This window comes from Enterococcus sp. AZ071, from assembly GCF_050499065.1.
GTDB classification, from domain to species: Bacteria; Bacillota; Bacilli; order Lactobacillales; family Enterococcaceae; genus Enterococcus_A; species Enterococcus_A ferrettii.
On the sequence record NZ_JBIPAS010000001.1, the window covers coordinates 3,707,487 to 3,730,438 of the forward strand.

Sequence of the window (22,952 nt, forward strand, 5' to 3'; positions counted from 1 at the left end):
CGAAAGAGGCGAGACAGAACATGGTCTATCTATTGTTAACAGTATTAGGCCTGATTGTATTGGTTCAAAGCTATCTGCTGTTCTCGCTGATGCGAAGCCAACAGGATTTGCAGGAAAAGTTGACTCGACTGTTGCGAAATAGGAAACAACCGGGCACTGACCGACGAAAAACTCCAACAGAAAGAGGAAGAACACGATGAATCTTGGCTATGCACGCGGGTTTCAACTAACCCAACAATTGGATATGCTGGAGGATTACCCAGTGGACGAACTCTTTTCTGATGGCGCACAGGAGGTGGAGGCCTTGCACTCCCCGACGAGCGAATTCCAGGCGTTACTGAATTTTGCTCAATCTGGAGACCATTTAGTGATTGTCTCTTGGGAAGTTATCTCTAGAGATTATCGCCAACTTTTAGCTTGCTTGGATCAATTGGAAACAAAAGAACTAACATTGGATGTCTTGAATTTGCCACCGTTAGGTATCGAAGAGTGGCGACAGGTTTTTCGCTGGTCACTACGCAATGATCGTTTACTTCATCCAGTGTTGGTCAAAGCAGGAAAGGAGCGAGACCGCAGTAAAGATGCGTATTCCTTGTTTAGTAAAGAACCGGAAGCACGGAAGCTTTATCGTGAAATGATCTGGCTGCTGGTAGAGAAAAACTCCGTTCGTCAAGTCGCTCAACAAAAACGAGTACCAATTGAAACAGCCTATCGTGTCCAACAAGAACTAAAGCAGGTTCAACTAGCGATTATCTTAGTGATTTGTTTCCTGTTGGCAATTTTTAGTATCAAACTAGCCGAATCCTATTTTGATCAACTGTGGATTCAAGTCGCCATTTGTGTAGTTGTAACACTGGTTATCTTGTGGAATGTATTGATCGATACAGAAGAAACCGAGATTAAGCCACTTACAAAAGAGAAGAAAACACCAAAAATTTGAAGAGAAGGTGAGTCCCCATGCAACATGTACTTATTTTAACGAAAAATTCCTTAGCAGAAGAACCGCTAGTCCAGAAATTACAGCGGATGAATTGTGAGATTCTTTGTTCGACAGATTTATTCAAACGTCTGAAAACGGGCACTGTTAGTCCTTTTCTTTCCTACTTTCAGTGGATTGTCTTAAGTGAAAGTCTTTGTAACTCAGAAGTAGAACAGATTCTACAAATGTTAAAAAATCATCCTCTATTAGTTCTGCGAGTGGTGGAAAACATTCCTAATGAGGAAGAACAAAGTTACTGGCAAGAACGAGGCTTGGTAGACTGGGTTGCAAAAGAAACCAGCTATGAACTTCTGCGAGAAAAAATGAATGAGCTTCAATATCAGATGAAGCAAGACGTAGTAACCGGCAATCAAATTCTAACCTTCCCTACTACGCAAGGAGAGGACACCACGCCGAATAGTCTAAAATTGTTAATTAAGAGTCTTTCTAAGACGGAAAAACGTGTCTTTGAATGCCTGATTCAATCCTATTCCACTAGCGGCGTTCTATCTCGACAAGAACTGTGCGACTGTTTATGGCAGGATGGCAATACGTCTTCGAATATGAGCCAGTTGTCTTGCTTGATTAACAAATTGAAGCATAAATTTGAGACCCATGGCATTACTGGCGAAACCATCACGACACTATGGGGCAGAGGCTACAAGTTAAGCAGTACGTTTTATGAATACTGGTTGGAAGGCTCACAACAGCTGGAAGAATTGAAGTATTATTCTGCTACAAATTAGTGAACGAACCGCTCAATCGACTTCCGATTGAGCGGTTTTTTACATTGAATTAAGACTGTCAACTGTGCATATATAGTAATCCTTTGAGTCAATAGGAATTTCTGCAATAGCTTAGGTTGATGACCGTGAAATGTTCTAATAAGCCATTTAATCAAGGAGTGTGAAACCAAAAGCCAATCGAAAGAGCAAAGAGAATGTTGGTAAAAGAATAGCGACAAGAAGCATCAGCAAAGGGAATCTAATTTGCTGATGCTTCTTTGTAGTGGCAGGAGAAATGGTTGGTTAATAAGAAGAATTGAGATGCAAACTAATTTTTATCATTTATTTCTGTCTATGATGAAATTTGTTGTTTTTTTAATCTGGTTAATCTATATAATGTACATAAAGATATTAAGCTTTAGAAAATAGAAAAGTCATTCAATAATGATGAATGACTGAAAGAGTTAAATTTATTTCTTAGTTTTTACAAGACTACGAGATGTTTCGTTAAGTAATTATGTTTATTTATATTTGTGGGTTATTAACTAGTCTAATTATAGATTAGGAGTTAGAAATACGCAATATGTTTTATAAAAATAATTAAAATTATTTCTTTGGAACTCTTTGCATCAAGTCGTGGAGAGAGAATCCCTTGAAACAGACGGAAAATCCATTTACCGTCAAAACTCCCGTCCCTAATAATAGAAAGGAAGTGAGGATATGCGCAGAGGTGAAAATATTTATCGCCGCAAAGACAAACGCTGGGAAGGACGCTATCCCAAAGGAAAAAAAGCGAATGGTAAGACTAAATACGGATCGGTGTATGGCAAGACGCTCAAGGAAGTTCGTGAGAAGCTTTATCCCTTAAAGTTGCACTATCAGCAGGTTCAGAATAAACAAGGAGATGCAGCGATTAGCTTCAATGAATGGGGATATCTATGGCTCCAAGAAATTCAAACCAATGTGAAGCAGTCTACTTACGCCAACTACGAGCACAAGCTAGAGCATTATGTGTTGGCTATTCTTGGTGAATATAGTCTAAATGAATTAGATGAAAATGCGGCTGAAACTTTATTAGCAGACTTGGAAAAACGTAAATTGAAGCCTTCGACGATCCATGCAGTTTTCCGTATTGTAAAGCAATGTATCAATTTAGCCGTCCGAAAAAAGATGGTGAAGGAGAATCCATTTGCCTCAATAAATTTGCCTAAGCTAGTGAGAAACAGAAATCAGGCACTCACAAAGCAGGAACAAAAACGCTTGGAAACTGCAGCGTTATCAGAAAAGAAAGGGTACGGGATTCCGACGTTATTAGCTCTTCATGCTGGATTGAGAATTGGCGAGATTTCCGCGCTTACTTGGAAAGATATAGATTTTGAAAATAATCTGATTCACGTTCATTCAACGGTGCAGCGAATTGTCGGTGTATTCAACGGAAAGAAAACAGAGTTAATTTGTACGAGTTCAAAAACGGCTTCATCCACTCGGTTGATTCCCATGAGTCAAACCTTGAAACAAGTGTTGTTGAGACAGAAACAACGGTCAAACGGACAATTTGTTCTCACTAATAATGAGAAACCAGTAGAGCCAAGACTGTTAACCTATCATTTTCATAAGATTCGCAAGAAAGCTAAATTAACGACCATCCATTTCCATCAGTTGAGACATACCTTTGCGACTCGTTGTCTAGAGAGTCGGGGAGATATCATGAGTGTCAGTGCACTAATGGGGCATAGCTCCACTCAAATGACATTAGATACATATGCTGGTTCTTTAATGGAACAACGCTTCCAAGTAGTAGGACAAATGGAAAAAGCAATCAGCTAAAACGCTTTCAAAAAAAGAATATTTTCTTCATCGGAAGGCCTTTTTTTATTTTTTAAAAAGTAAACGCTTACTTTGTGCTGCATCATTAAAACAGAAATTTTCAGCTTTTCTGCAGCTATTATTCTTTCGTTTGCAAAGGGATTTTTTTATTTTGATGAGTAATTTATTATTATTCTTTTTTATACCGTCAGCCGCCGTCAAGTGACGGTCTTTTTTTATTGTTCTGATGGGCCTTTCGTAAGACTTCTTGGTCTTGTAAAGACCAAGAAAAAAGAGCAGCCTTTTTGAGCTTTATAAAAGTATAGATGAAATAAGGCAAATTATCAAAAAGTAGTATTTATAGGCTAGTGGATAGAGGAGGAAGAGGCATGTTTGGTTTTGGCAAACAGAAGAAGGATACCTATCAAGAAGTAACTCAAGATGATTATTTTTATGATGAGTATGACGAAGGGTACGAGGATGATTACGGATATGACTCTTATCCTGAAGAAGAATATGAGCGGCCAGTAGAAAACTATCGGGAATATGACCGCGGGGAACGACGCTCACGCAGAAGGACAGAAACTCCTGCAGATGAACGTTATGACAATCGCTATGGTGGAGAAACTGAACCCATGCGGGCACCAGCTCCGGAAGAAGAGCAGCCTATACGCCAAGAATCACCGCTGCAACAAGAGGTTGAGCGACTGGAAGAAACTGTAGCTCAGTTAAAACATCAGCTGGAGGTCAAACAATCCGAAATGAGCTCGATGGCAACGACCTTGTCGGAGAAGGATCAAGCTCTTCAGCAGCAACAAGAACAATCGGCACAGTTACAAGAAGAAAAACAACAAGCGCTTGAAAAGCTACAAGTTGAAAAAGACCGTGAGATGCAAGAGCTATCAAATCGAGTCGAACAACTGAGAGCTGATCTAAAAGACAGCCAGACCAATCAAACAGAAGCCCTAATCCAAGCACGACGACAGGTCGAAGAATTGAAACAAACGCAAAAAGAAAATGAAGAGATGAAGGCTGAACTGGCTACGATCCTGATTGAAACCAAAAAGCAAGAGCGAGCAATTTTAGAACGGGCAGAATATGAGGCTAAAGGAATTCGTGGTCAAGCAGAGCAGGAAGCGCATCAAGTCATTCACGATGCTTCGTTGGAGTTGAGAGTCATGAAGCAGGAAATCAAAAATTACCGCAAACGTCTGCGCTCGGTACAAGAAGAAACCACCCAATTTTTCGTCCGCTTGTTAGCCAACAGCGATGCATTATTGGAAGACGAATAGAAGAGGGGAGGTTTTTTCGGTGAAGCAATCGCAGAATCAATTCACCCTTTATCCGACACCTGCTCCGGTCATGCAAGAGGAGCTGATCGAACAATCATTATTAGAAGAAATCGAGCGAGCCTGTGAATATTTGTATGCCCCACAAGGCACATTGAATGACGAGCAACGAGAAAAGATTTACCAGCACTTTGAGCAATTATTTCGATTAATGAACAGCAGTTATCATCTTGAGTTATTACTTGTTCCAGGAACCTTAAATTGGAAAGCTTTTTGGCAAGCCTTGCATCAGTTCTTCCCACAGTTCGCTTGGATCAAAGCTCAAACGGAAGAACCAAAATATGGTCGACAGGTTTATCGCTTTGATTTTGTTCCGTTGGTTCATAGAGAAACAGGCTTCCCTTTTGCGATTCATTTGGAAGACAGCCTAAACCAGCAGTTTCCAACGGCGACTGAGAATACTTTGGAGCGGGCAGAGCAGCTGCTATTAGAGTTGGCAGAGCAGCACTTCTCGGAAGGTATTGTCCAAGAGCCGCAGAATGAAGAGTCCACTCCAGGTGAACAAATAACTAAAAAACTTCAAGAATCGGAAGTACCTGTAGATCCAATTCAAAAAGAAAACGTACGCCAGGAAAGTCAAAGCAAGGCTCGTCTTCGGGCAGTCAATCAAAAGCTAGAGCTGGTGATTGAAAAGCTCGAGCTTTCGATGCTCTACAGCGGCATTCAATATTTTGATCAAAAGAGTACCGAAGAAAGCGACTGGGACAGGCGAATCAAAATCAGTTTGCGAGAGTACACCTACTTGCTTCAGAAGGCTCGCTTTTTAGAGCAAATGTGGCATTTAAATGGAGAGCTGATTAATAAAAGTGAAAAAATGACAGTTACCGGCAATAAACTGGTTTACGAACGAGATCAGGTAAAGCAGATCAAAGCCAACCTTTCGGCACGAGATATTCATTTCGTGCTGTATGAATGTCAGGTAATCGAATCCCGTGCAAAAGTTCATGCGCGACCTTGGTTTAGAAAACCTTTCGTCAAACTGATGAAAATGGATTATGACAATTTATTGAGTAAAGCTGCTTACTTTGATCTACTACAAGGAGAAAATTCAGTGATGGAACGAATGGTTCGCGAGCAACAAGATGCACCAGTCAAAGAAGCTCAGGAGGTTGGCTGAGGTCGGAGATTTCAGTGGACATTAGCACCAAAGTTGGCATTGGTGTTTATGATTTGTTATTTCATTTTTCTTGGAACTTTCCGAGCTTACTACTGGTTGTATCCGAAATACTTTGTCAGTGGCGAATCCATGAATCCAACCTATTGGGAACAAGAGGTCGTTCAAGTAAAAGCTCATCATAAGCCGAAACGTTTCGATGTAGTCGTTCTGCATCCACCCGATGCTCCCACAGAGTTGTATTTGAAACGAGTGATTGGTTTGCCAGGAGAACGGATTGGTTATCAAGAGGGCGAGTTACTCGTTAACCATGAAATAGTAAACGATGCTTTTGCCTATCGAACCGAAGCTTTTGCTTGGGAAAATATCTCAAACGAGCCAATCCCTGGAGGCTATTATTTTGTCTTGGGAGACAATCGCACGATTTCCAAAGACAGCCGGATCTTCGGTTTAGTCTCGGAAAAACAAATTTTAGGCATCGTCCAAGAGGGGAACAAGAAAGAATGAAGGCATTGCATGAAAAAATCGAATGGTACACCTTTTGGTACTGGGTATACTGGCTCTTCTCTTTGGTGGTGCTGCTGGGAGTTGTTGTGTTAGGAATCTTTTTCTACTTCACCGATTTTCAGGATGTGGTGACCGTTAGTCAATTATTTCTTCTATTATTGCTGATGATTCTGGCTCTTTATTTACGACTAACAGCGTTGTATTACCATAACGTCCTTATGAAATTGAAGCAACTAGCTGCCCAACCAAGAAGACCAAGAGGTCACTCACGGTCACAGGAAAGGCGGAAGCCTAATGAGGGGTAAAATCCTGTTCGGCAGTTTAGCACTGAGCGCTTTTTTAATTGCTGGAGATCAGGCACCAATAAAACAAACTATTTTTGCAGAAGCAAAAGAGACCTCTTCTGTATCTCAGGAAGCGATCAAAAAAAGCTCCGAGGTTTCTAGTCAGGCCGATGAAGGTGACTCAGAAACATCGAAGACGCTGGGTTCTGCTTCATCCGTAGAAGAAATGGCGAGTAGTGAAATACAAGAGACTACTGTGACAACAACTATCGACAAAAAATCACTCATAGTAACCTCAGATGAGCATAAAGAACTTGAGCTAACTAACAATGTTCAACCCTCTTTGCCTATAGAAAAAGTAGAAGAAAACTACGAATTCTCGGTAAGCAAGAATCAAACGACCGAAGAATTTATCCAAACAATTGGAAAAGACGCGCAAGTTATCGCTTGGAAGGAAGACCTGTATGCTTCGGTCATGATTGCACAGGCAATTTTGGAAACAGGTTCTGGCAATAGTCGATTGGCTCGACCACCTTATCATAATTTATTCGGAATCAAAGGAAGTTTTCAAGGAAAGCACGTATCTTTCAAAACACAGGAAGATAAAGGGAACGGGGAGCTTTATACGATCCAAACGGCTTTCCGGCAATACCCCAGCCATAAAGAATCACTAGAAGATTATGCCGCACTTTTGAAAAGTGGTCTCTCAGGCAATGTTGGTTTCTATCAAGGAACGTGGAAGTCGAATGCTGGAACCTATCAAGAAGCAGCGAGAGCTCTAACAGGGAAGTATGCGACGGATACTGCTTATGACAAGAAATTGATTGCTCTAATCGAAGCATACAATTTAACGATCTATGATCAAGAGCTAGCGAGAAGTGTCGAAGAAGAGAAAGAACAACCAACTGATAATCCTGTGCGATTAAAAGATCGTTCAGAAGAAAAACCAACAGTTGAAGTATCTGAAGTATCTAATGAAATTGTGGAACAACCGATTATCATCAATGAAACAACGCAATCAGTAGTAATAATTCCACCAACTGCTCAGCGACCAGCCAAGCAGCTGTCAGGAAACCAACTTGTCCAATGAAAGAAGGGGAACTATGTCGAGACAACGTGAATATCGAAAGTACGAGGATGATTATCACGAATCGTCGTATCATGAGCGCCCCCTTTCTAACCGTAGGCCAGCTAGAAGAAGAGACTATTACGAAGAAGAATACGATGATCGAAGACTCTATCCACCTCAGCGACCGAGTAATCGAGGCCGAGAAGGTGGTTACTCACGTCGGACTGTCCCCTCTTCGCGGGATTCTTATCCACCAAGAGGTATGCCGAACAGAAACGAGTATCAGCGGCAACGACCCACTAACTATGGATACGAACGAGAACAAATGGCACCACTGAGGCCAAGACCTCAAAGACCGAGACCTGTGCAACAAGGAACACCGACCTTGCAACAAGCGAAGAAATCCACGAATCGTAAGATTTTTTTATTCGCATATAACCTGTTCTTTTACACACTGACAATTGGAATCCTCCTGAGTTCTTTAATGTTTGCCTTCAGTGAAAAGTCTGATGCGGCTATTTTAGGCCATCGCTTTTATCAGGTGTTGACGGATTCGATGGCTCCGCAGGCAGACTCGCCTAAAGGCGGCTTCTATGCAGGGGATATCGTGATCGTCAAGTTGATGAATGGATCTGAAGTTAAAGAAGGGGATGTCGTAACGTTTCGGGTAGGCGAAGGAGACCGTTATTTAACGCATAGAATGGTGGAACGATTGGACGAACTAAATGGGGAACAAGGTGAGTACATCGTCACCAAAGGAGATGCCAATAAAACCAATGATCCGCCTATAGCAGCGGATCGGGTCTATGGCAAAGTAACGTTTGTCATTCCTAAAATGGGGACCTTTTTAGCCTTTATACAAACAAATGTCTGGTTATGTCTGGTCTGTGCCTTATCCACTTTTGGCTTTTTCTTAGTATTGAAGGCGTATTTCTTGCCACCAGACAAGAGCAGCCATCCGCCACATCATCCATCAAGGATATAACATTTGTCTAATCACAAATGTTTATATAAAAATATAAATTAAGGGGAGAAAAGAAATGAAAGAACGTAAAAAGAAAAAGTTGTTGGCTATTGCCGCATTGCTTGCATTAGTTGCGGTAATCTCAGGAACATTTGCCTGGATTACGTCACAACAACAACGAATTAACCGGGTAGAGTCTGCGGCAGTAGTCGACGACAGTGTGACTGTAAATGAAAAATGGGAACCAAAACCAATGGTTCCAGGAACCGAAGCAACGAAGGAAGTAAGTGTAACCAACACAGGAAATGCCAATGTATTTGTTCGGGTTTCTTATGAAGAAGTGCTGAAGCATTTAGCGAGTAAAGGGGTAGTCTCTCATGGTGACAACACAGTAACTGGGGCAAAATACGATCCAAGTGCTACGAATACACTAACTTCTCATGTTCCAGTTAAATACAGTGCCGATAAAATCAGTACAACCAACGGCTTTTCTGAAGTAACGGATCCAAGTACACAAGTGACGGGATTAGAAGCAAAGACGAAATTGTTTGTCAAAGGTGGGTTAACAATTGATCCTACGACAAGTGAGCGCTCAGTTAGTTACGAAGCAGTCGTTGTTCATGAATATGCGACTGGTGAGTATCAAGCAATGCAATATACAATTTCACCAACAGAGGCTATTGCAGACAGAGCTCTTGCTGCAAAAGATTGGAAATTTGCCATTAGTGACTTGAAGTATAGCTATTATGCAGGTGGTTACCAAAATGCAGTGATGAACTGGGCGAAGTCTTCTTTACCGAACAAAGACAACACGCTTACTGGTCATGCATTATTGGGAACGACAGGAAATCGTCATGGCGTTGATTATGATTACACAATTGGAACATTAGGAATTGCTTCTATTCCAACACCAACTCCAGCAGCGGATGGAGATCAAATTCCATTGGCTAATAATGATGTAAAGGGTGTTCAAGCAGATAAGATCGGCTTAAGTAAAACCCACATTCGGATTGGCTATGGTACAGACATCACAACCGTTGCCGCTTTGACAGCAACTAAATGGGTTTACAACAAAGACGATGGCTGGTTCTACTTCACAGAGCCATTGAAACCAAGTGTAACGACGCCTGATTTATTGAAAAAATTGATCTATGACAAAGATTTAGGTGGCGAATACACCAATGCGACCTACGATTTAGTCGTGAAGATGGAAGCAATCCAAGCAACGGAAGAAGCATTGAAGGATTCAGCTGGTTGGGATCTGGATGGTGCAACAACAGGTAGTGATACCGATACAATTGTACAACAATTGGTTGCTCGTATCGGAGCATAAGAATGTGGACTGGGGAGGAGGAGGTGTATGAACTACCTAAAATCAATGGTTATCCGTTTATTGGGCATTTCTCTTTTCCTCCTGTCTTTTGGTCATGGATTAGTGAGTGAGGCTGCGAATACATTACCGTCAGGTTTAGTGATCGCTGACTCAGAAGGGATTTATGTCACTTCTGAAGGAGAGTATTACATTGATTTACAAGATATTCTCCCAGGTGAAACTTATGAAAAGGAAATCACTATACGTAGTTTGGATTTGGAAGAGCCTTTTTCCTTAGGATTGTTGGTCGAAGAATTTTCCTCCAGTGGTTCCGTTTTGTGGAAAGAACATATCACGATGACGTTAGTACTGGACGGGAAAGAGCTCTACAAGGGACCGTTGTTAGGTAATGGTGAATTTGACTGGTCGAAGATGCCGTTGGAACTAGGCGTTTGTAAGTATGGTACGGATAAGCTATTAACTGCTAAATTTACACTGGACTCCAGTTTGACGAATGAAGACTTGCGGGAACAAAGCCATTTAGAATTCTACTGGACGTTTGTGGGTACTAGGGATCAACAACCCACAAAACCAACGGAACCTTCGTCTTCCGACTCATCAACACCGACAGTTCCATCTGATTCTGGAACAGGGTCAAATCCGAGTGGTGGCAGCTTACCAAATACTGGAGGCACTCCCCAAGCTTCCGGCCCTGGCAAGCGATTGCCGCAAACGGGAGAAGAAATTGTGTATATGTTTCTAAGTGGAATGTTGCTAGTACTCATTGTTTTGTTTCTATGGAAGAAGCGACGAGAGGAGGAGCAGGAATGAACCAAAAGGAAAAACGACAGCATTTATTTCGAACGTTTCTCCGCAGTAAGGGACTTTTCGCCTGCTTCTCTCTGGTGTTAAGCTTGTTGCTAGTGTTAGGCAGTACCTATGCTTGGATTACTTCTGCCGATGAACGAGTCAACCGAGCAGATGCCAATCGTAAAGTGTTGTCTGCAATTATTGAAGAAGACTTCGATCGAGTGTTTGATTGGGCTCCGGGAGTCAAAAAGACTAAACAAGTGAAGGTCAGGAATAATGGGGAAATGCCCACAATTGTCCGACTCTCCTTGAAGGAGTTTTTTGCCAGCTTTGAGGTGGATACGACCGATAATCATCGGTTGGATGCCAATCCCGACAATAATCGGAATGGCAATGCCAATCTAAAGAGTTACGGAACCTTCACCACTCCCATTGATGTGCAGAAAACAGACACATGGGTAATCGGTCATACGTATGAGATCAACGCCAATACGTATTACAAGGCGGATCAGGTGTTAAAGAATCAAGCTTATATCTATGGTGGTACAAGGATATTGCCTCTGGCGGCCTTTGAGCTGACGTTCGCAACTACGAATGTTTTTAATATACCAGCAGCGGCGGTAGGAAAACAAGACTATTGGTACTACGAGAAGGGCTATTTTTACTATTCAGAAGTTCTTCAACCCAACGAAGTAACGACTGATTTGTTGGAAAGCATTACGCTCAATGCTGAATATGCCAACCAATACAAAGGAGCTCTATATAAACTGGTTCCAGAAATGGACGCTCATGATTTGACCAAAGAATTAATCAGCGACTGGGGCATTCATCCCACCAATGATCATGCTTATCAGCTGTACAAAGATAAACTAGCCAAGTAAAGGAGGGGCAAGATGAAGCAGCAAAGAAAAAATCGTCACATGTTATACCTTGTTTTTGCATTCAGTTGTCTCCTCCTATTAATTGGCGGAAGTTATCTGGTCTATGCGGCTATGACGGCAACGGATCGCGAAGAAAATGATTTTCGAGTGGGTCAAGTGGAGACGTCAATTGAGGAAGATTTCGAAATTCGAACGGAGCTGCCTTTAGACTTCTCAGTGAAAAAAGAAGTTTCGATTAAAAACAGTGGAACGATTAACCAGTTCGTCCGAGTGATGGTCTCACCTCAGGTTCAAGCAGCAATAGCCGGAGATGCCCAGAATAAACAAGTCCTACCATTAAAAATTGGCACAGACTTGATACTGGAAGAAATGACTACAGCAGACTGGTTGGATGGTGAAGACGGCTATTACTACTACATCAAAGAAGCAGTCGAACCGAAAAAAGCAACCAGCAAGCTATTCAAAAAGGTGAAACTTTCTAATCAATTACGAGATCGGTACCATGGGGCAGAATTAATCATTACGATCAAGGCAGAAACGGTCAACTGTGCAGAATTTGCTTATCGTGATGCCTGGTGGCAAGGCAATACGCCAACTTCCGGACCGTTAAAAGATGTCGACGATGCGTTAAATGAAGGTAGATAACTAGGGATGCAGCAACTTCTGTATCCCTTTATAAAAAGTGCAGCACTCATGAGATGAGTGTTTTATCGAGTAGAACATTGATTTGATAAGTGTTGGAGAAGGAGTTGAGATAAATGAGATGGATGAGAAAAAAGCCTGTAAAAAATCTTTTAATGATAGGTTTCTTATGCTTATTAGCTGGTAGTTTGTTTGCAGGATTTAAACAATGGACAAATTCAGAAAAGGTTAAAAAGGTTCAGGCATCAAGTATTGTCACAAATGGAGATTTTCGTTTAACTGCTAATAATAAATGGAAGGACTCGTCAAAAATAAGTTATGCTGACTTAAAATGGGATGAAATTTCAAATTTAACGCAGACGGGTTATCGATTGTCTCAATCAGAAGATCAGGGAGGAACGTGGACAAAAAAATCCTTGAATTATGGAAAAAGTATTAAAGTACTAAATGTTTATCCAAACAGAGAAGATTCCAATACTTTGCAAGGGTGGATGAATGGTTTAAATTTGGTCGATGATCAGGGAGCCAATTTGATTCAAGTTACTCCTGTAAAGCTTTCTGAGTATAATGCAAAACCCGATGACTATTTGAAAGATGCTTCAGGAGATTATAAGTATGATGTCATCATGTTTGGAAGTTGGGATACTTACGGTGGGGCAACAAATGATTTGAACGAAACATCTTACAATGCCACAAAAGCTTTTTCAGATTCAGGAAGGGGTGTACTTTTTGGACATGACACGATTATGCATGGATCCAATGACGATAATGTGGTGCAGTTCAATAAGGAATGGTTTAACAAATATGGTCCTCTTGTTGGGACTAATGCTGAAACAACACCAACCTATAGATATCATGATAAAAAAGGGTGGGCTGCAAATGATAGTGTAACGATTGTGAATAACGGGTATTTAATGAAATATCCTTTTGAATTAGCAAATGATTTAAGCTTTGATATTCCTTTAGCGCATTCAATTAATCATTTTAACTTAGAGAGTTCGGCTGTATTATGGTTGCAATTTAATCCAGATATTCCTTCTAAATGGGATCCTTATTGGACAGAGAATAATTGGACAAACAATTGGTATTTAATCACAAATAACAATGTAGGGATGATTCAAACTGGTCATAGTAATGGTGAATCAAAGGAAGATGAACGAAAAATCATAGCCAATGTTCTTTATAATTTAGCACAAGTTTCTTTAGAAAATCATGGAGATGACTATACAATCAAAGATGATCAATCTCCTGATGAACCCTTAATTGATATACGGTGTGGGGACAAGGATCATTTGAACATTCGAGTAGATGCCAATGATAAAGGTAAAATTTACCAATGGTATGTAGAAGCTGATACAAAAGATCAGGGATTGTTGAAATCGGATACTGTGCAAGAAGAAATTAGCAGCAATATTGCTGGCTATTTTTATCGAGTAACAAATACACCCACATCTCCAGACTTTAAAGCTGAAGTTGAAGCAAAAAAAGATGCTAATGGTCGAATTCCAGAAGCGGACTTCGATTTGTATGTAGCACCCAATGATGATACGGTTTCCTATTCAACTGCTACTTCATTTTCAATCAATGAAAAGCAGGATTCGGAAAAATATGTACAAGTCATAGCAGTAGATCGGATGAGTAATGTCAGCGAAACGACGACTGTTCAAATTAAAGACATCATTCAAAATGTGGACTTTGAAATAGAGCGAACAGGTAATGAAGCGAAACTGGTAAACGTAGCTTTGGATGCTTCAATAAATAATAAAATGAAATCCATCGAAATCCAAATTCCTAAAAATACAGAAATTAAAGATTTCGCGTCGCTTAGTTTACCAACAGACTGGTATTCGTTTGAGAATAGCGAAACTACGGACTACTATTCTTTCAGCTTTGCGATGGAGTCCAATAATGGTGCAGCTACAATTCAAACATTTTTGGAAGGTTTGCGATTTACTATTAAGAACTCGGTGAACACTTCTGGAAACATTAAAGTGATTCTTCATGAAAAAGTATATACTTCATGGATTGATGAAAATGGAACAACACACTATTATGTCTTCATGCAGGAAAAGAGTGCACCAGGAAAAAATTGGTTTGAAGCATATAATGGCGCAAAAGAATTAAGATATAAAGGTCTGACTGGCTATCTTGCCACGATAACCTCAGAAGAAGAGCATGATTTCATTTTCGACAATATTGCCAAAGAAGCAGGCCTGCTTGGAGGTACAAGAGGTGTGTTGAAAAACGGTAATAAAATAAATGATGAATCTGTAGTTCCACAAGCTCAGAGTGACTACGATACAGAGCAAGACGAATGGTATTGGGCTAGTGGACCAGAAGCCGGTGAGAGTTTTTATGTAGGGAAGACCACAACAGGTTATACACCTATAAATGTTTATAATAAATTTGCTACAGGAGAACCTAATAATGGCGGAGGTGGTCCATCAGAATATATTCTTCAATTTGCTTTTCATGATAGTAAAGAGTGGAATGATTTACCTGGCAACGTAACATATAGCGCTGATGCGAATCAAGGTTACTACGTCGAATTCTCCGAATACGGTGGTCAAACCGAAGGCGATGAAATCACCGATGTCTGTTGGAAGGCAGCCATTCCACAAAAAATTTCCTTAAAGGCCTATGATGAGCTGGGAACACCCGTAACAGATGGAGACCTGATTTTTGATCAACAACTTCGACTAAACCAGACAATCACGGTTCAACCTACAAGTCTAGAATTTTACAGCTTTGTTGAGCTTCGAGAGTTGGATGATACATCAAGAGGGATGAACTATACAGTCTCAGGAACCTATCAAGAAGGACAGGCGATCTACTCCTTAAGAAAAGCGATCCTTCATGTTCGCCAAGTAGTAATGAAGCCATCCAATGAACTGGTGGTACCAGCAGAAGGGTATATAGAGATCGAGAACCGACTGTTTAACAGTGGTAGTCCAGCTATTGATCCGACCTATCAAGCCAATACGATTGTTAATTCAGGGAAAAATGCGGACAATCCGGCATTTACCAATTTTATTTTGACCACCAAACCGTTGACGGATGATTCAGATCAATTGGTGTTACAACCAGTGATTCCATCCTTTTATGAGTACCTCGGTCATTATGTGACTACAGAAGCAGCCAGTCATCAGAACAATACATCAATCACTGCTGGTCCTGTGATGTTAAATCGAGGAACGATTGATGCCACCAACGAGTTGTGGCTGACCCTCTATCTTCAACCGAATCAAACAGCTGATGTAGAAAATAAAGCTCCTCAACCTTACAGCTGGGATTACAAGAAAAATGATCTAGGAAAAATCAAAACAAAATAAACGAAAGAGGCGAGACAGAATATGGTCTATCTCTTATTACTAGTATTAGGCCTGATTGTGCTGGTTCAAAGTTACCTGCTGTTCTCGCTAATGCGAAGCCAACAGGATTTGCAGACACAGATTACCCGGTTGTTACTAAATAGGAAACAATCGGGCACTAACCGACGACAAACTCCAACAGAAAGAGGAAGGACACGATGAATCTAGGCTATGCACGCGGGTATCAACTCACCCAACAATTGGATATGCTGGAAGATTATCCAGTGGATGAACTCTTTTCTGATGGAGCACAAGAGGTGGAGGCCTTGCATTCACCAACAAGTGACTTTCAGGCTTTAATGAACTTTGCCCAACCTGGAGACCATTTGGTAATTGCTTCATGGGAGGTTGTTTCTCGCGATTATCGCCAGTTGCTAGCTTGTTTGGATCAGTTAGAAACACAAGAATTAACCTTAGATATATTGAACTTGCCTCAACTAACCATCGAAGAATGGCGCCAAGTTTTTCGATGGTCGCTGCGCAATGACCGCCTACTCCATCCAGTACTGGTCAAAGCTGGCAAAGAAAGAGACCGTAGTAAAGATGCTTACTCTCTATTCAGCAAAGAACCGGAAGCACGCAAACTCTATCGCGAAATGATCTGGTTGTTGGTAGAGAAAAGCTCTGTTCGACAGGTAGCCCAACAAAAACGAGTACCAATTGAAACGGCCTATCGTGTACAACAAGAACTAAAACAAGTCCAACTAGCTATTATTTTAGTCATTTGTTTCCTACTGGCAATTTTTAGTATCAAACTAGCCGAATCCTATTTTGATCAATTGTGGATTCAAGTCGCTATTTGTGTGGTTGTGACGTTAGTCATTCTGTGGAATGTCTTGATTGATACGGAAGAAACCGAGACAAAGCCGCCTATAAAAGAGAAAAAAATACCAAAAATTTGAAGAGAAGGTGAATCCCCATGCAACATGTACTTATTTTAACGAAAAACTCATTGGCTGAAGAGCCGTTAGTCCGCAAGTTACAGCGGATGAATTGCGAAATTCTTTGTTCGACAGACCTGTTCAAACGTCTTAAGACAGGCACGATTAGTCCTTTTCTTTCTTATTTTCAATGGATTGTGTTAAGTGAAAGTCTGTGTAATTCAGAAGTAGAACAGATTCTGCAAATGTTAAAAAATCACCCACTACTAGTTTTACGAGTGGTGGAGAACATCCCAAATGAGGAAGAACAAGCCTTCTGGCAAGAACGCGGTCTAGTGGATTGGGTAGCAAAAGAGACCAGCTATGAACTTCTGCGAGAAAAAATGAATGAGCTTCAGCATCAAGTGAAACAGGACGTAGTAACTGGCAATCAAATTCTAACCTTCCCTACTATACAAGGAGAAGAAACTACCTCGAATAATTTGAAGTTACTGATCAAAAGCCTTTCCAAAACAGAAAAAAGGGTCTTTGAATGCCTGATCCAATCCTATTCCACTAGCGGCGTATTATCCCGCCAGGAATTGTGTAACTATTTATGGCAGGATGGCAGCACGTCTTCGAACATGAGTCAGTTGTCTTGTTTGATTAACAAATTGAAGCATAAATTCGAGCTTCACGGCATTACAGGTGAAACCATCACCACCTTGTGGGGCAGAGGCTACAAATTAAGTAGTTCTTTCTATGAATATTGGCTAGAGAGTTCCCAACAACTGGAAGAATTAAAGTATTATTCGGCGATGAATTAGTGGATCTAAGCACTCAATTACAATTTAGATTGAGTGCTTTTTATATATCTTTGTATTGTGAACAGTATGTAGAAGACCAAGATATTATATCTACTAGGAAGAGAATATGAGACAATAAAAGGAAAAAAGGGGATGTTCCAATGAAACGTATCTATCGCTATTTAACCGTCACTTTCGGCATTATCACCTTGATCATTTCTCATATTATGGTGGGAAAATATAGAGAACTGGTTTGTCAAAATGAACACGGTTTGACGAGTTCTCCGCCAGCAATGATTTATATTCATTCTATTTTTGCCATTTACTGGAATGATTGTAGTGTCGCTCATATCAATGCTGTTTTTTAGATTGAAAAGTAGGGGAAGAACGATCTTATGAGTCTAGAAACCAAGTCTAGTAAAAAGCTGTGTACACCAGTAATCCTTCTTATGTACATTTAAACAAGCTGCCCACATTTGTTCATGGGCAGGATTAAATTCTAATAATGAACGTACCGAAAAAAGAAAAAAGCAGCAATTGTTTTAGTGTGCCTTCCATTCGATATTTAGTTTTCAAAGGTCGATTTTTAGTCTTATTGTCGTAGTAAGACCTAAACTCCTTCTGATACTAGAAGAGTGAACAACCTGCGAATGGGCCCGATTCGCAAGTGTCAGACTTTATTGCTTCGTCATGGATCATGATCATCCAGCAAATGGTTCACGATAGCGAGAACCACACCAACAATAATCGGAGCTAGAATATACTGTACAAAAGGTTGCACATCCATCACCTCCCTTCAGTACAGGAGCATGATTCAGACGAGGATTGTCTACCTACGCTGGTAAATGATCAGATTAGTATCAAGAAGGAGCGTCAGGCGGATCTTTTCGCTTCTGACGCTCTTTTTCTTTGGCTTTCCTCCGCTTTCGGCGTCGCACCAATTCCTTAACGACATCGTAAGGACTGCCAGCAGGTGGAGAGAAAGTCTTTTCTTCTTCTAGAGTTGTTGTTCCTTCAATTGAAGAACAAGTAGTTGTAGTATCTTCAACCACCGTACCTTTATCAGAAGCTGAACGCAGTGCGTCGTGCACCTCACTTCTGATGGGTGAAGCTAAGGATACTTCTGGAACTTTTGGTGTTTCCTGCCAAGTGCAACGAAGTGCTGTCAGCTGCTCCGGTTTTTCTTCTGGAACAGGCACCCCAAATAATTCATCCCCCTCAAAAATTGGTCTTTCGATGGTTTCAACGTATTTGGCCTTTACTACTTCTTGGAATAGGCCAACGCCATCTTTTTCAAATAGATTTAAGCTGCTTAACAATTCCAATGATTCTTTGATTTCTTCCGGACTCTTTGTAGTATCCGGATCTTTAAAAGTAAAATTATGCTTCTTACCTTCGCTATTTAGGAAGGTGGAAACTAGTCTGATCATTTTGTGACTCCTTTCGGTTTTTATTCGCGTAGGTGGGACAGACAATAAGTATTATTTTCAGGTGGCTTCAGAGTCGGTAACGTTTTGGAAAATCTTCGCTGCTGATTTTATAAGAGACTTGGTTTTTTCAATAAACTTGCGAACAGGATTCAGTTTAAAACCCAGTATCCGCAATTCACTGGTTTCAAAATAATCCACGAAATACCAGAAAAACTGCTTCATAGTTTTCGTAGCCTTGGTATTCATAAATAGGTAACGTACTAAGTCTTGCAATACCAGAGCGAACTCCTTCGCACCAAGCTGATAACGAACACGTAAAGCAAGCAATAGTTTAATGGTCATGGTGCCATTTTGAGTTTCCTGATAATATTCCATGAGTCTTTGCTCAATGGTTTCGAGTTTTAGGTTAAATAGTTGTTGGTGGGTGAAGGGTTGCTCTGCCATAATAAATTTCTCCTTTTTATTTGTATAGTAGGTAACTAGCAGATAAGCTGGATACCTAGGAAATCCAGCTAGATTCGTTAAGTAAAAGAAGTACGGCACGTCTGCCGCAGCTTCTCAAAATTCAATTACCGTGCAACAAGTTCTTCTTCAAAGATCGTTGTTTCAATCGTTTCGACATACTTCGCACTAACAACTGTTTCAAATAAACGAATCCCATCCTTCTGAAACAAATTCAATTGAGCCAGTTCTCCTAATAGACCTTTGATCTGTGAGGGAGTCTTAGTAGTATCTGGGTTACTCAAGCTCCATGTCTGCGATTTGCCTGCACCATTTCTAAAAATAGAAACTAACTTCACGACTCGATTCATGCTTATTCAACCTCCTTCGTAATTCTTGATTGAACAGTCATAATCACACTATCCAGTGAGCTGCCTTGCTGGGATAGCTCTGCCATGATCTCTCCTAATTTCACCACATCTTCTTCGGGTGGATTATCAATCACATTTGAAAAGTTCACTTTCTTCTGTTTGTCTTCCCCTGCTTGTTCGATTTGTACCTGTAATTTTGTGCCTAACTTTTGCATCATCGTTTTAATTCCTCCGTTTTCTGTTTTTAAATTTGTTTTGGTAGTGCTTGTTGTGTTTCCCGGCCGGTGACTAAAGCCTACTTCAATAACACGAGTTTGAAAAACGCCGAAAGTGGTTGGTCATGTCCCAAAACAGCCCTTCGATTTTTTGAGAATCTTGATTTAATAAGCTTTCGCAAATTTCCACTCGTTTTCAAAGCGGAAAAAGGGCCGATTTGGGACATACAAGAAAATTTTTTCATGTCCCAAATGGAAGAAGGAGTTTGTGAAGTGCATGGCTATATTCGTTGGTTTAATACTGTTCTTGTTAGCGAATAGACGAAAAAGAAGACAGAAAAAAGCTGTCTTCGTCTCTCCAATGAGAAATTAAATAACGAAGACAGCTTTAGTTGATTGATAAACTTAATTGATTTTACTCAGTAGGTAAGGTGTGGAAGGACTCATGGATCCAGTCAAGCCCTTCGATCGTATGCCCAAAACGAAGAAGGGTCTGTAAGGCATATTCCTGTTCATACGCTGTTCTCAAGGCCCGAATAAGTAATGGAAACTTTTGCAACAGCGGTTTGCGACTCATGCTGCGCGCAAAAGGCGTATCCGGCAGCCGCAACACGTCTAAAGGCGAATGAGGCCCCGTCTTTCCTGCAATCAAGTAGTCACGTTCAATCATTGATAAAACAGATAGCGCGGCTTCGGCTCGAGTACAAATGCTTTGACTACTAGCCGCCACTTCGATTGTGAGACCGTTGATCAGTTGAATCTGAGTAAACGGCCCCTTTTCCTCCAATTGTTCAATCATTAAGGGATTGATCCAACTGGCATTTCTGGCTCTTCCTACAGGAAATAAGACCGAACGCAGATTGACCAGAGGCATTGCTTTCGCCCCAAAGCAGCTAAAGCGTTTCAGTGCATGGGATAGGGCGGCATAGTCTAAAAAATTATGAATCGTTTTATCGTTTTTAAGGGTCGCTAACGATTGATAAGGAGAAGAGTACCCACTGGTTTCACTAAAGAGAATGGTCCCACTCCTTTCAGGAATAGGCAAAACAAGAGAGAGGACTTGATTTTCCGGTGGTGCAGACTGGTCTATTTGATGGCACACTTTCTCCCAATTCTTTGAAAAACATTCACATTCTAGAAGAACGCTTTCAATATAATCGCTAACAAGGGGATTACCCATACATGTACACTCCTTCTTTTCAGTTACTGAAGAAGATCGAAGAAATAGCTAGAACCAAATACCCAACATCGTTGATCGCGTATCAACGAGTTATTTCTTTCGCTTGATCGTGAGAGGCCCCTCATCTAAACAGGTACGGTTTCCATGCTTTTCCCGACTCTAACAGCCTGATGAAATCATTTGTCATAGGAATGAATACTATGACGTATTCCAATTTTACCTGATAAATCCGCTCTTTTGTTAAAATAATTTCCATCATTTATTTTGAAAGTGATGTAAAGTTTATGTTTAATTAAACGGAACCTGTGATATAATCCGATGGAAATTCTTTTTTTAAAATAAGAATAATCATTTTGAATCATTAAGTTAAAAAAGATTAAGGGATACAATACGGAAAAACTAAAAAACTAATGTTAATCAAAAGTGAAAGAATGCTACGTAGACATAAAAAAATCCTAGTATAAGCTAGACTAGGAGGTTGGTCGTCATTTCGTGTGTTTATCTTTCATTTTTCACACATCTGTTGTTTTAATTATAGGTTATCGGGAATGATTACGCAATATATTTTATAAAAATAATTAAAATGATTATTTACTTATTCCCTTTTTCCCCATCTAGGAGATAACTCTTCGAATCTATGCAGGAAAAAGCGGAAAGAAGGCGTAATTCTATCTACCGTCAAATTTACCGTCAAAGAGAAAGGATGGTCACACATGCGCAGAGGCGAAAATATCTATCGCCGCAAGGACAAACGCTGGGAAGGCCGCTACCGGAAAGGCACAAAATCGAATGGAAAATCTAAGTATGGATCAGTGTACGGCAAAACCCTTCAGGAAGTGCGGGCAAAGCTCTATCCCCTGAAAATGAAGTATCAACTAGTTCAGACAATTCAAGGAGAAGCAGCCATTCCCCTGAATGAATGGGGCTATCGCTGGTTACAAGAGGTGAAGCCGGGAGTAAAGCCATCCACTTATGCCAACTATGAACACAAGCTGGTTCATTATGTTCTGTCGGTGATCGGGCATTACGATCTGAACGAATTGGATGAAGCAGTGGCAGAGGAGTTGTTAGCCTCTTTGATGGAACAGTCGCTAAAGCCTTCGACGATTCACGTCATTTTCCGGATTACCAAGCAATGCATGAACCAAGCGATCCGCAAAAAGCTGATCAAAGAAAACCCTTTTGGGTTGATTCCATTGCCTAAAGTGGTGAAAAATAGAAACCAGGCCCTCACGAGGCAAGAACAAAAACAACTGGAAACGATCGCATTAATGGAAGAAAAAGGTCAGGGATTACCTACAGTGCTGGCTCTGCATACCGGCTTGCGGATTGGTGAAATCTCTGCCCTCACATGGCAGGATATTGATTTTGACAATAATTTGATTCATGTTCACTCAACGTTCCAACGCATTTTCGGTGTATATAATGGACGAAAAACGGAATTGCTCTATAGCAGTTCAAAAACAGCGACATCCACCCGTTCCATTCCCATGAGTCAAGCGGTCAAACAGCTGTTACTACAGCACAAAGAGCAGGCGGAAGGCCCCGCTGTCTTCTGCAGAAACCATCGTCCATGGGAGCCGCGGTTGTTAACCTATCATTTCCATCGCATCCGCGAGAAAGCCGGGTTATCTCATGTTCATTTTCATCAGCTGCGGCACACCTTTGCGACGCGTTGTTTAGAAAGCCAAGGAGATATCATGAGTGTCAGTGCCTTGTTGGGGCACAGCTCAACCCAAATGACTTTGGACACCTACGCGGGTACACTCGTGGAACAACGGATCCAAGTGGTGGCACAAATGGAAGAAACTATCCTGTAAAACGTTTTCAAAATAA

Annotated in this window: 24 protein-coding genes; 19 read left to right on the forward strand and 5 right to left on the reverse strand. The window is 40.8% G+C overall.

The annotated features are described in order from the left end of the window. Positions 1 to 20 precede the first annotated feature (20 nt). The 18 genes from IGI49_RS17925 to IGI49_RS18010 all read left to right on the forward strand — a co-directional run bounded on the left by IGI49_RS17925 (position 21) and on the right by IGI49_RS18010 (position 17,847). The gene (locus IGI49_RS17925) at positions 21 to 200 is read left to right on the forward strand and encodes a hypothetical protein (RefSeq protein WP_429962800.1); all 180 of its coding nucleotides are present in this window, start codon (positions 21 to 23) and stop codon (positions 198 to 200) included. Continuing rightward, positions 197 to 940 carry a recombinase family protein gene (locus IGI49_RS17930; RefSeq protein ID WP_429962801.1) on the forward strand — a complete coding sequence of 248 codons (744 nt, stop codon included), beginning with the start codon at positions 197 to 199 and terminating at the stop codon, positions 938 to 940. The genes IGI49_RS17925 and IGI49_RS17930 overlap by 4 nt, the downstream gene beginning before the upstream one ends. A 17-nt stretch (positions 941 to 957) precedes the next feature. Continuing rightward, the gene (locus IGI49_RS17935; protein WP_429962802.1) at positions 958 to 1,725 is read left to right on the forward strand and encodes a helix-turn-helix domain-containing protein; all 768 of its coding nucleotides are present in this window, start codon (positions 958 to 960) and stop codon (positions 1,723 to 1,725) included. A 699-nt stretch (positions 1,726 to 2,424) separates the two neighbouring features. After that, a complete protein-coding gene (locus IGI49_RS17940) occupies positions 2,425 to 3,531 on the forward strand; it encodes a tyrosine-type recombinase/integrase (RefSeq protein ID WP_429962803.1) in 1,107 nt (368 codons plus the stop codon). 368 nt (positions 3,532 to 3,899) lie between these two features. Further along, positions 3,900 to 4,802: a hypothetical protein gene (locus IGI49_RS17945; protein WP_429962804.1), complete on the forward strand. Its 903-nt coding sequence runs from the start codon at positions 3,900 to 3,902 to the stop codon at positions 4,800 to 4,802. A gap of 19 nt (positions 4,803 to 4,821) precedes the next feature. Further along, on the forward strand, positions 4,822 to 5,976 hold the full coding sequence (locus tag IGI49_RS17950; protein WP_429962805.1) for a hypothetical protein: 1,155 nt from the start codon (positions 4,822 to 4,824) through the stop codon (positions 5,974 to 5,976). 48 nt (positions 5,977 to 6,024) lie between these two features. Next, positions 6,025 to 6,480 (forward strand): signal peptidase I, encoded by a 456-nt coding sequence (lepB, locus tag IGI49_RS17955; protein ID WP_429962806.1) that lies wholly within the window; start codon positions 6,025 to 6,027, stop codon positions 6,478 to 6,480. Continuing rightward, positions 6,477 to 6,785 carry a hypothetical protein gene (locus IGI49_RS17960; RefSeq protein WP_429962807.1) on the forward strand — a complete coding sequence of 103 codons (309 nt, stop codon included), beginning with the start codon at positions 6,477 to 6,479 and terminating at the stop codon, positions 6,783 to 6,785. The genes lepB and IGI49_RS17960 overlap by 4 nt, the downstream gene beginning before the upstream one ends. Then, positions 6,775 to 7,854: a glucosaminidase domain-containing protein gene (locus tag IGI49_RS17965; RefSeq protein WP_429962808.1), complete on the forward strand. Its 1,080-nt coding sequence runs from the start codon at positions 6,775 to 6,777 to the stop codon at positions 7,852 to 7,854. Before IGI49_RS17960 ends, IGI49_RS17965 begins: the two co-directional genes overlap by 11 nt. A 13-nt stretch (positions 7,855 to 7,867) precedes the next feature. Continuing rightward, positions 7,868 to 8,818, forward strand: a complete 951-nt coding sequence (locus tag IGI49_RS17970; RefSeq protein ID WP_429962809.1) for a signal peptidase I — start codon at positions 7,868 to 7,870, stop codon at positions 8,816 to 8,818. 55 nt (positions 8,819 to 8,873) lie between these two features. Further along, positions 8,874 to 10,130: a hypothetical protein gene (locus tag IGI49_RS17975; protein ID WP_429962810.1), complete on the forward strand. Its 1,257-nt coding sequence runs from the start codon at positions 8,874 to 8,876 to the stop codon at positions 10,128 to 10,130. A 27-nt stretch (positions 10,131 to 10,157) separates the two neighbouring features. Further along, positions 10,158 to 10,940 (forward strand): LPXTG cell wall anchor domain-containing protein, encoded by a 783-nt coding sequence (locus tag IGI49_RS17980; protein ID WP_429962811.1) that lies wholly within the window; start codon positions 10,158 to 10,160, stop codon positions 10,938 to 10,940. Next, positions 10,937 to 11,800 (forward strand): BsaA family SipW-dependent biofilm matrix protein, encoded by an 864-nt coding sequence (locus IGI49_RS17985; RefSeq protein WP_429962812.1) that lies wholly within the window; start codon positions 10,937 to 10,939, stop codon positions 11,798 to 11,800. Before IGI49_RS17980 ends, IGI49_RS17985 begins: the two co-directional genes overlap by 4 nt. Before the next feature lie 12 nt (positions 11,801 to 11,812). After that, the gene (locus tag IGI49_RS17990; RefSeq protein WP_429962813.1) at positions 11,813 to 12,445 is read left to right on the forward strand and encodes a hypothetical protein; all 633 of its coding nucleotides are present in this window, start codon (positions 11,813 to 11,815) and stop codon (positions 12,443 to 12,445) included. 113 nt (positions 12,446 to 12,558) lie between these two features. Next, positions 12,559 to 15,774 (forward strand): hypothetical protein, encoded by a 3,216-nt coding sequence (locus IGI49_RS17995; protein WP_429962814.1) that lies wholly within the window; start codon positions 12,559 to 12,561, stop codon positions 15,772 to 15,774. A 197-nt stretch (positions 15,775 to 15,971) separates the two neighbouring features. Next, positions 15,972 to 16,715: a recombinase family protein gene (locus tag IGI49_RS18000; RefSeq protein WP_429962815.1), complete on the forward strand. Its 744-nt coding sequence runs from the start codon at positions 15,972 to 15,974 to the stop codon at positions 16,713 to 16,715. Positions 16,716 to 16,732: 17 nt separating this feature from the next. Continuing rightward, positions 16,733 to 17,500, forward strand: a complete 768-nt coding sequence (locus tag IGI49_RS18005) for a helix-turn-helix domain-containing protein (protein WP_429962816.1) — start codon at positions 16,733 to 16,735, stop codon at positions 17,498 to 17,500. Positions 17,501 to 17,640: 140 nt separating this feature from the next. After that, positions 17,641 to 17,847 (forward strand): hypothetical protein, encoded by a 207-nt coding sequence (locus tag IGI49_RS18010; RefSeq protein WP_429962817.1) that lies wholly within the window; start codon positions 17,641 to 17,643, stop codon positions 17,845 to 17,847. A gap of 492 nt (positions 17,848 to 18,339) precedes the next feature. On the opposite strand, the gene IGI49_RS18015 is transcribed toward IGI49_RS18010, so the two are convergent. The 5 genes from IGI49_RS18015 to IGI49_RS18035 form a co-directional block, all read right to left on the reverse strand. Next, the gene (locus IGI49_RS18015) at positions 18,340 to 18,909 is read right to left on the reverse strand and encodes a DUF2922 family protein (RefSeq protein WP_429962818.1); all 570 of its coding nucleotides are present in this window, start codon (positions 18,907 to 18,909) and stop codon (positions 18,340 to 18,342) included. A gap of 57 nt (positions 18,910 to 18,966) precedes the next feature. After that, positions 18,967 to 19,353: a hypothetical protein gene (locus IGI49_RS18020; RefSeq protein WP_429962819.1), complete on the reverse strand. Its 387-nt coding sequence runs from the start codon at positions 19,351 to 19,353 to the stop codon at positions 18,967 to 18,969. A 125-nt stretch (positions 19,354 to 19,478) separates the two neighbouring features. After that, positions 19,479 to 19,721, reverse strand: a complete 243-nt coding sequence (locus IGI49_RS18025; protein WP_429962820.1) for a DUF2922 domain-containing protein — start codon at positions 19,719 to 19,721, stop codon at positions 19,479 to 19,481. A gap of 2 nt (positions 19,722 to 19,723) precedes the next feature. Continuing rightward, positions 19,724 to 19,939 (reverse strand): hypothetical protein, encoded by a 216-nt coding sequence (locus IGI49_RS18030; protein ID WP_429962821.1) that lies wholly within the window; start codon positions 19,937 to 19,939, stop codon positions 19,724 to 19,726. 412 nt (positions 19,940 to 20,351) lie between these two features. Then, on the reverse strand, positions 20,352 to 21,116 hold the full coding sequence (locus IGI49_RS18035) for a hypothetical protein (protein ID WP_429962822.1): 765 nt from the start codon (positions 21,114 to 21,116) through the stop codon (positions 20,352 to 20,354). Positions 21,117 to 21,829: 713 nt separating this feature from the next. On the opposite strand from IGI49_RS18035, the gene IGI49_RS18040 reads away from it, so the two are divergent. Then, positions 21,830 to 22,936: a tyrosine-type recombinase/integrase gene (locus IGI49_RS18040; RefSeq protein WP_429962823.1), complete on the forward strand. Its 1,107-nt coding sequence runs from the start codon at positions 21,830 to 21,832 to the stop codon at positions 22,934 to 22,936. The last annotated feature ends 16 nt before the right edge of the window (positions 22,937 to 22,952 follow it).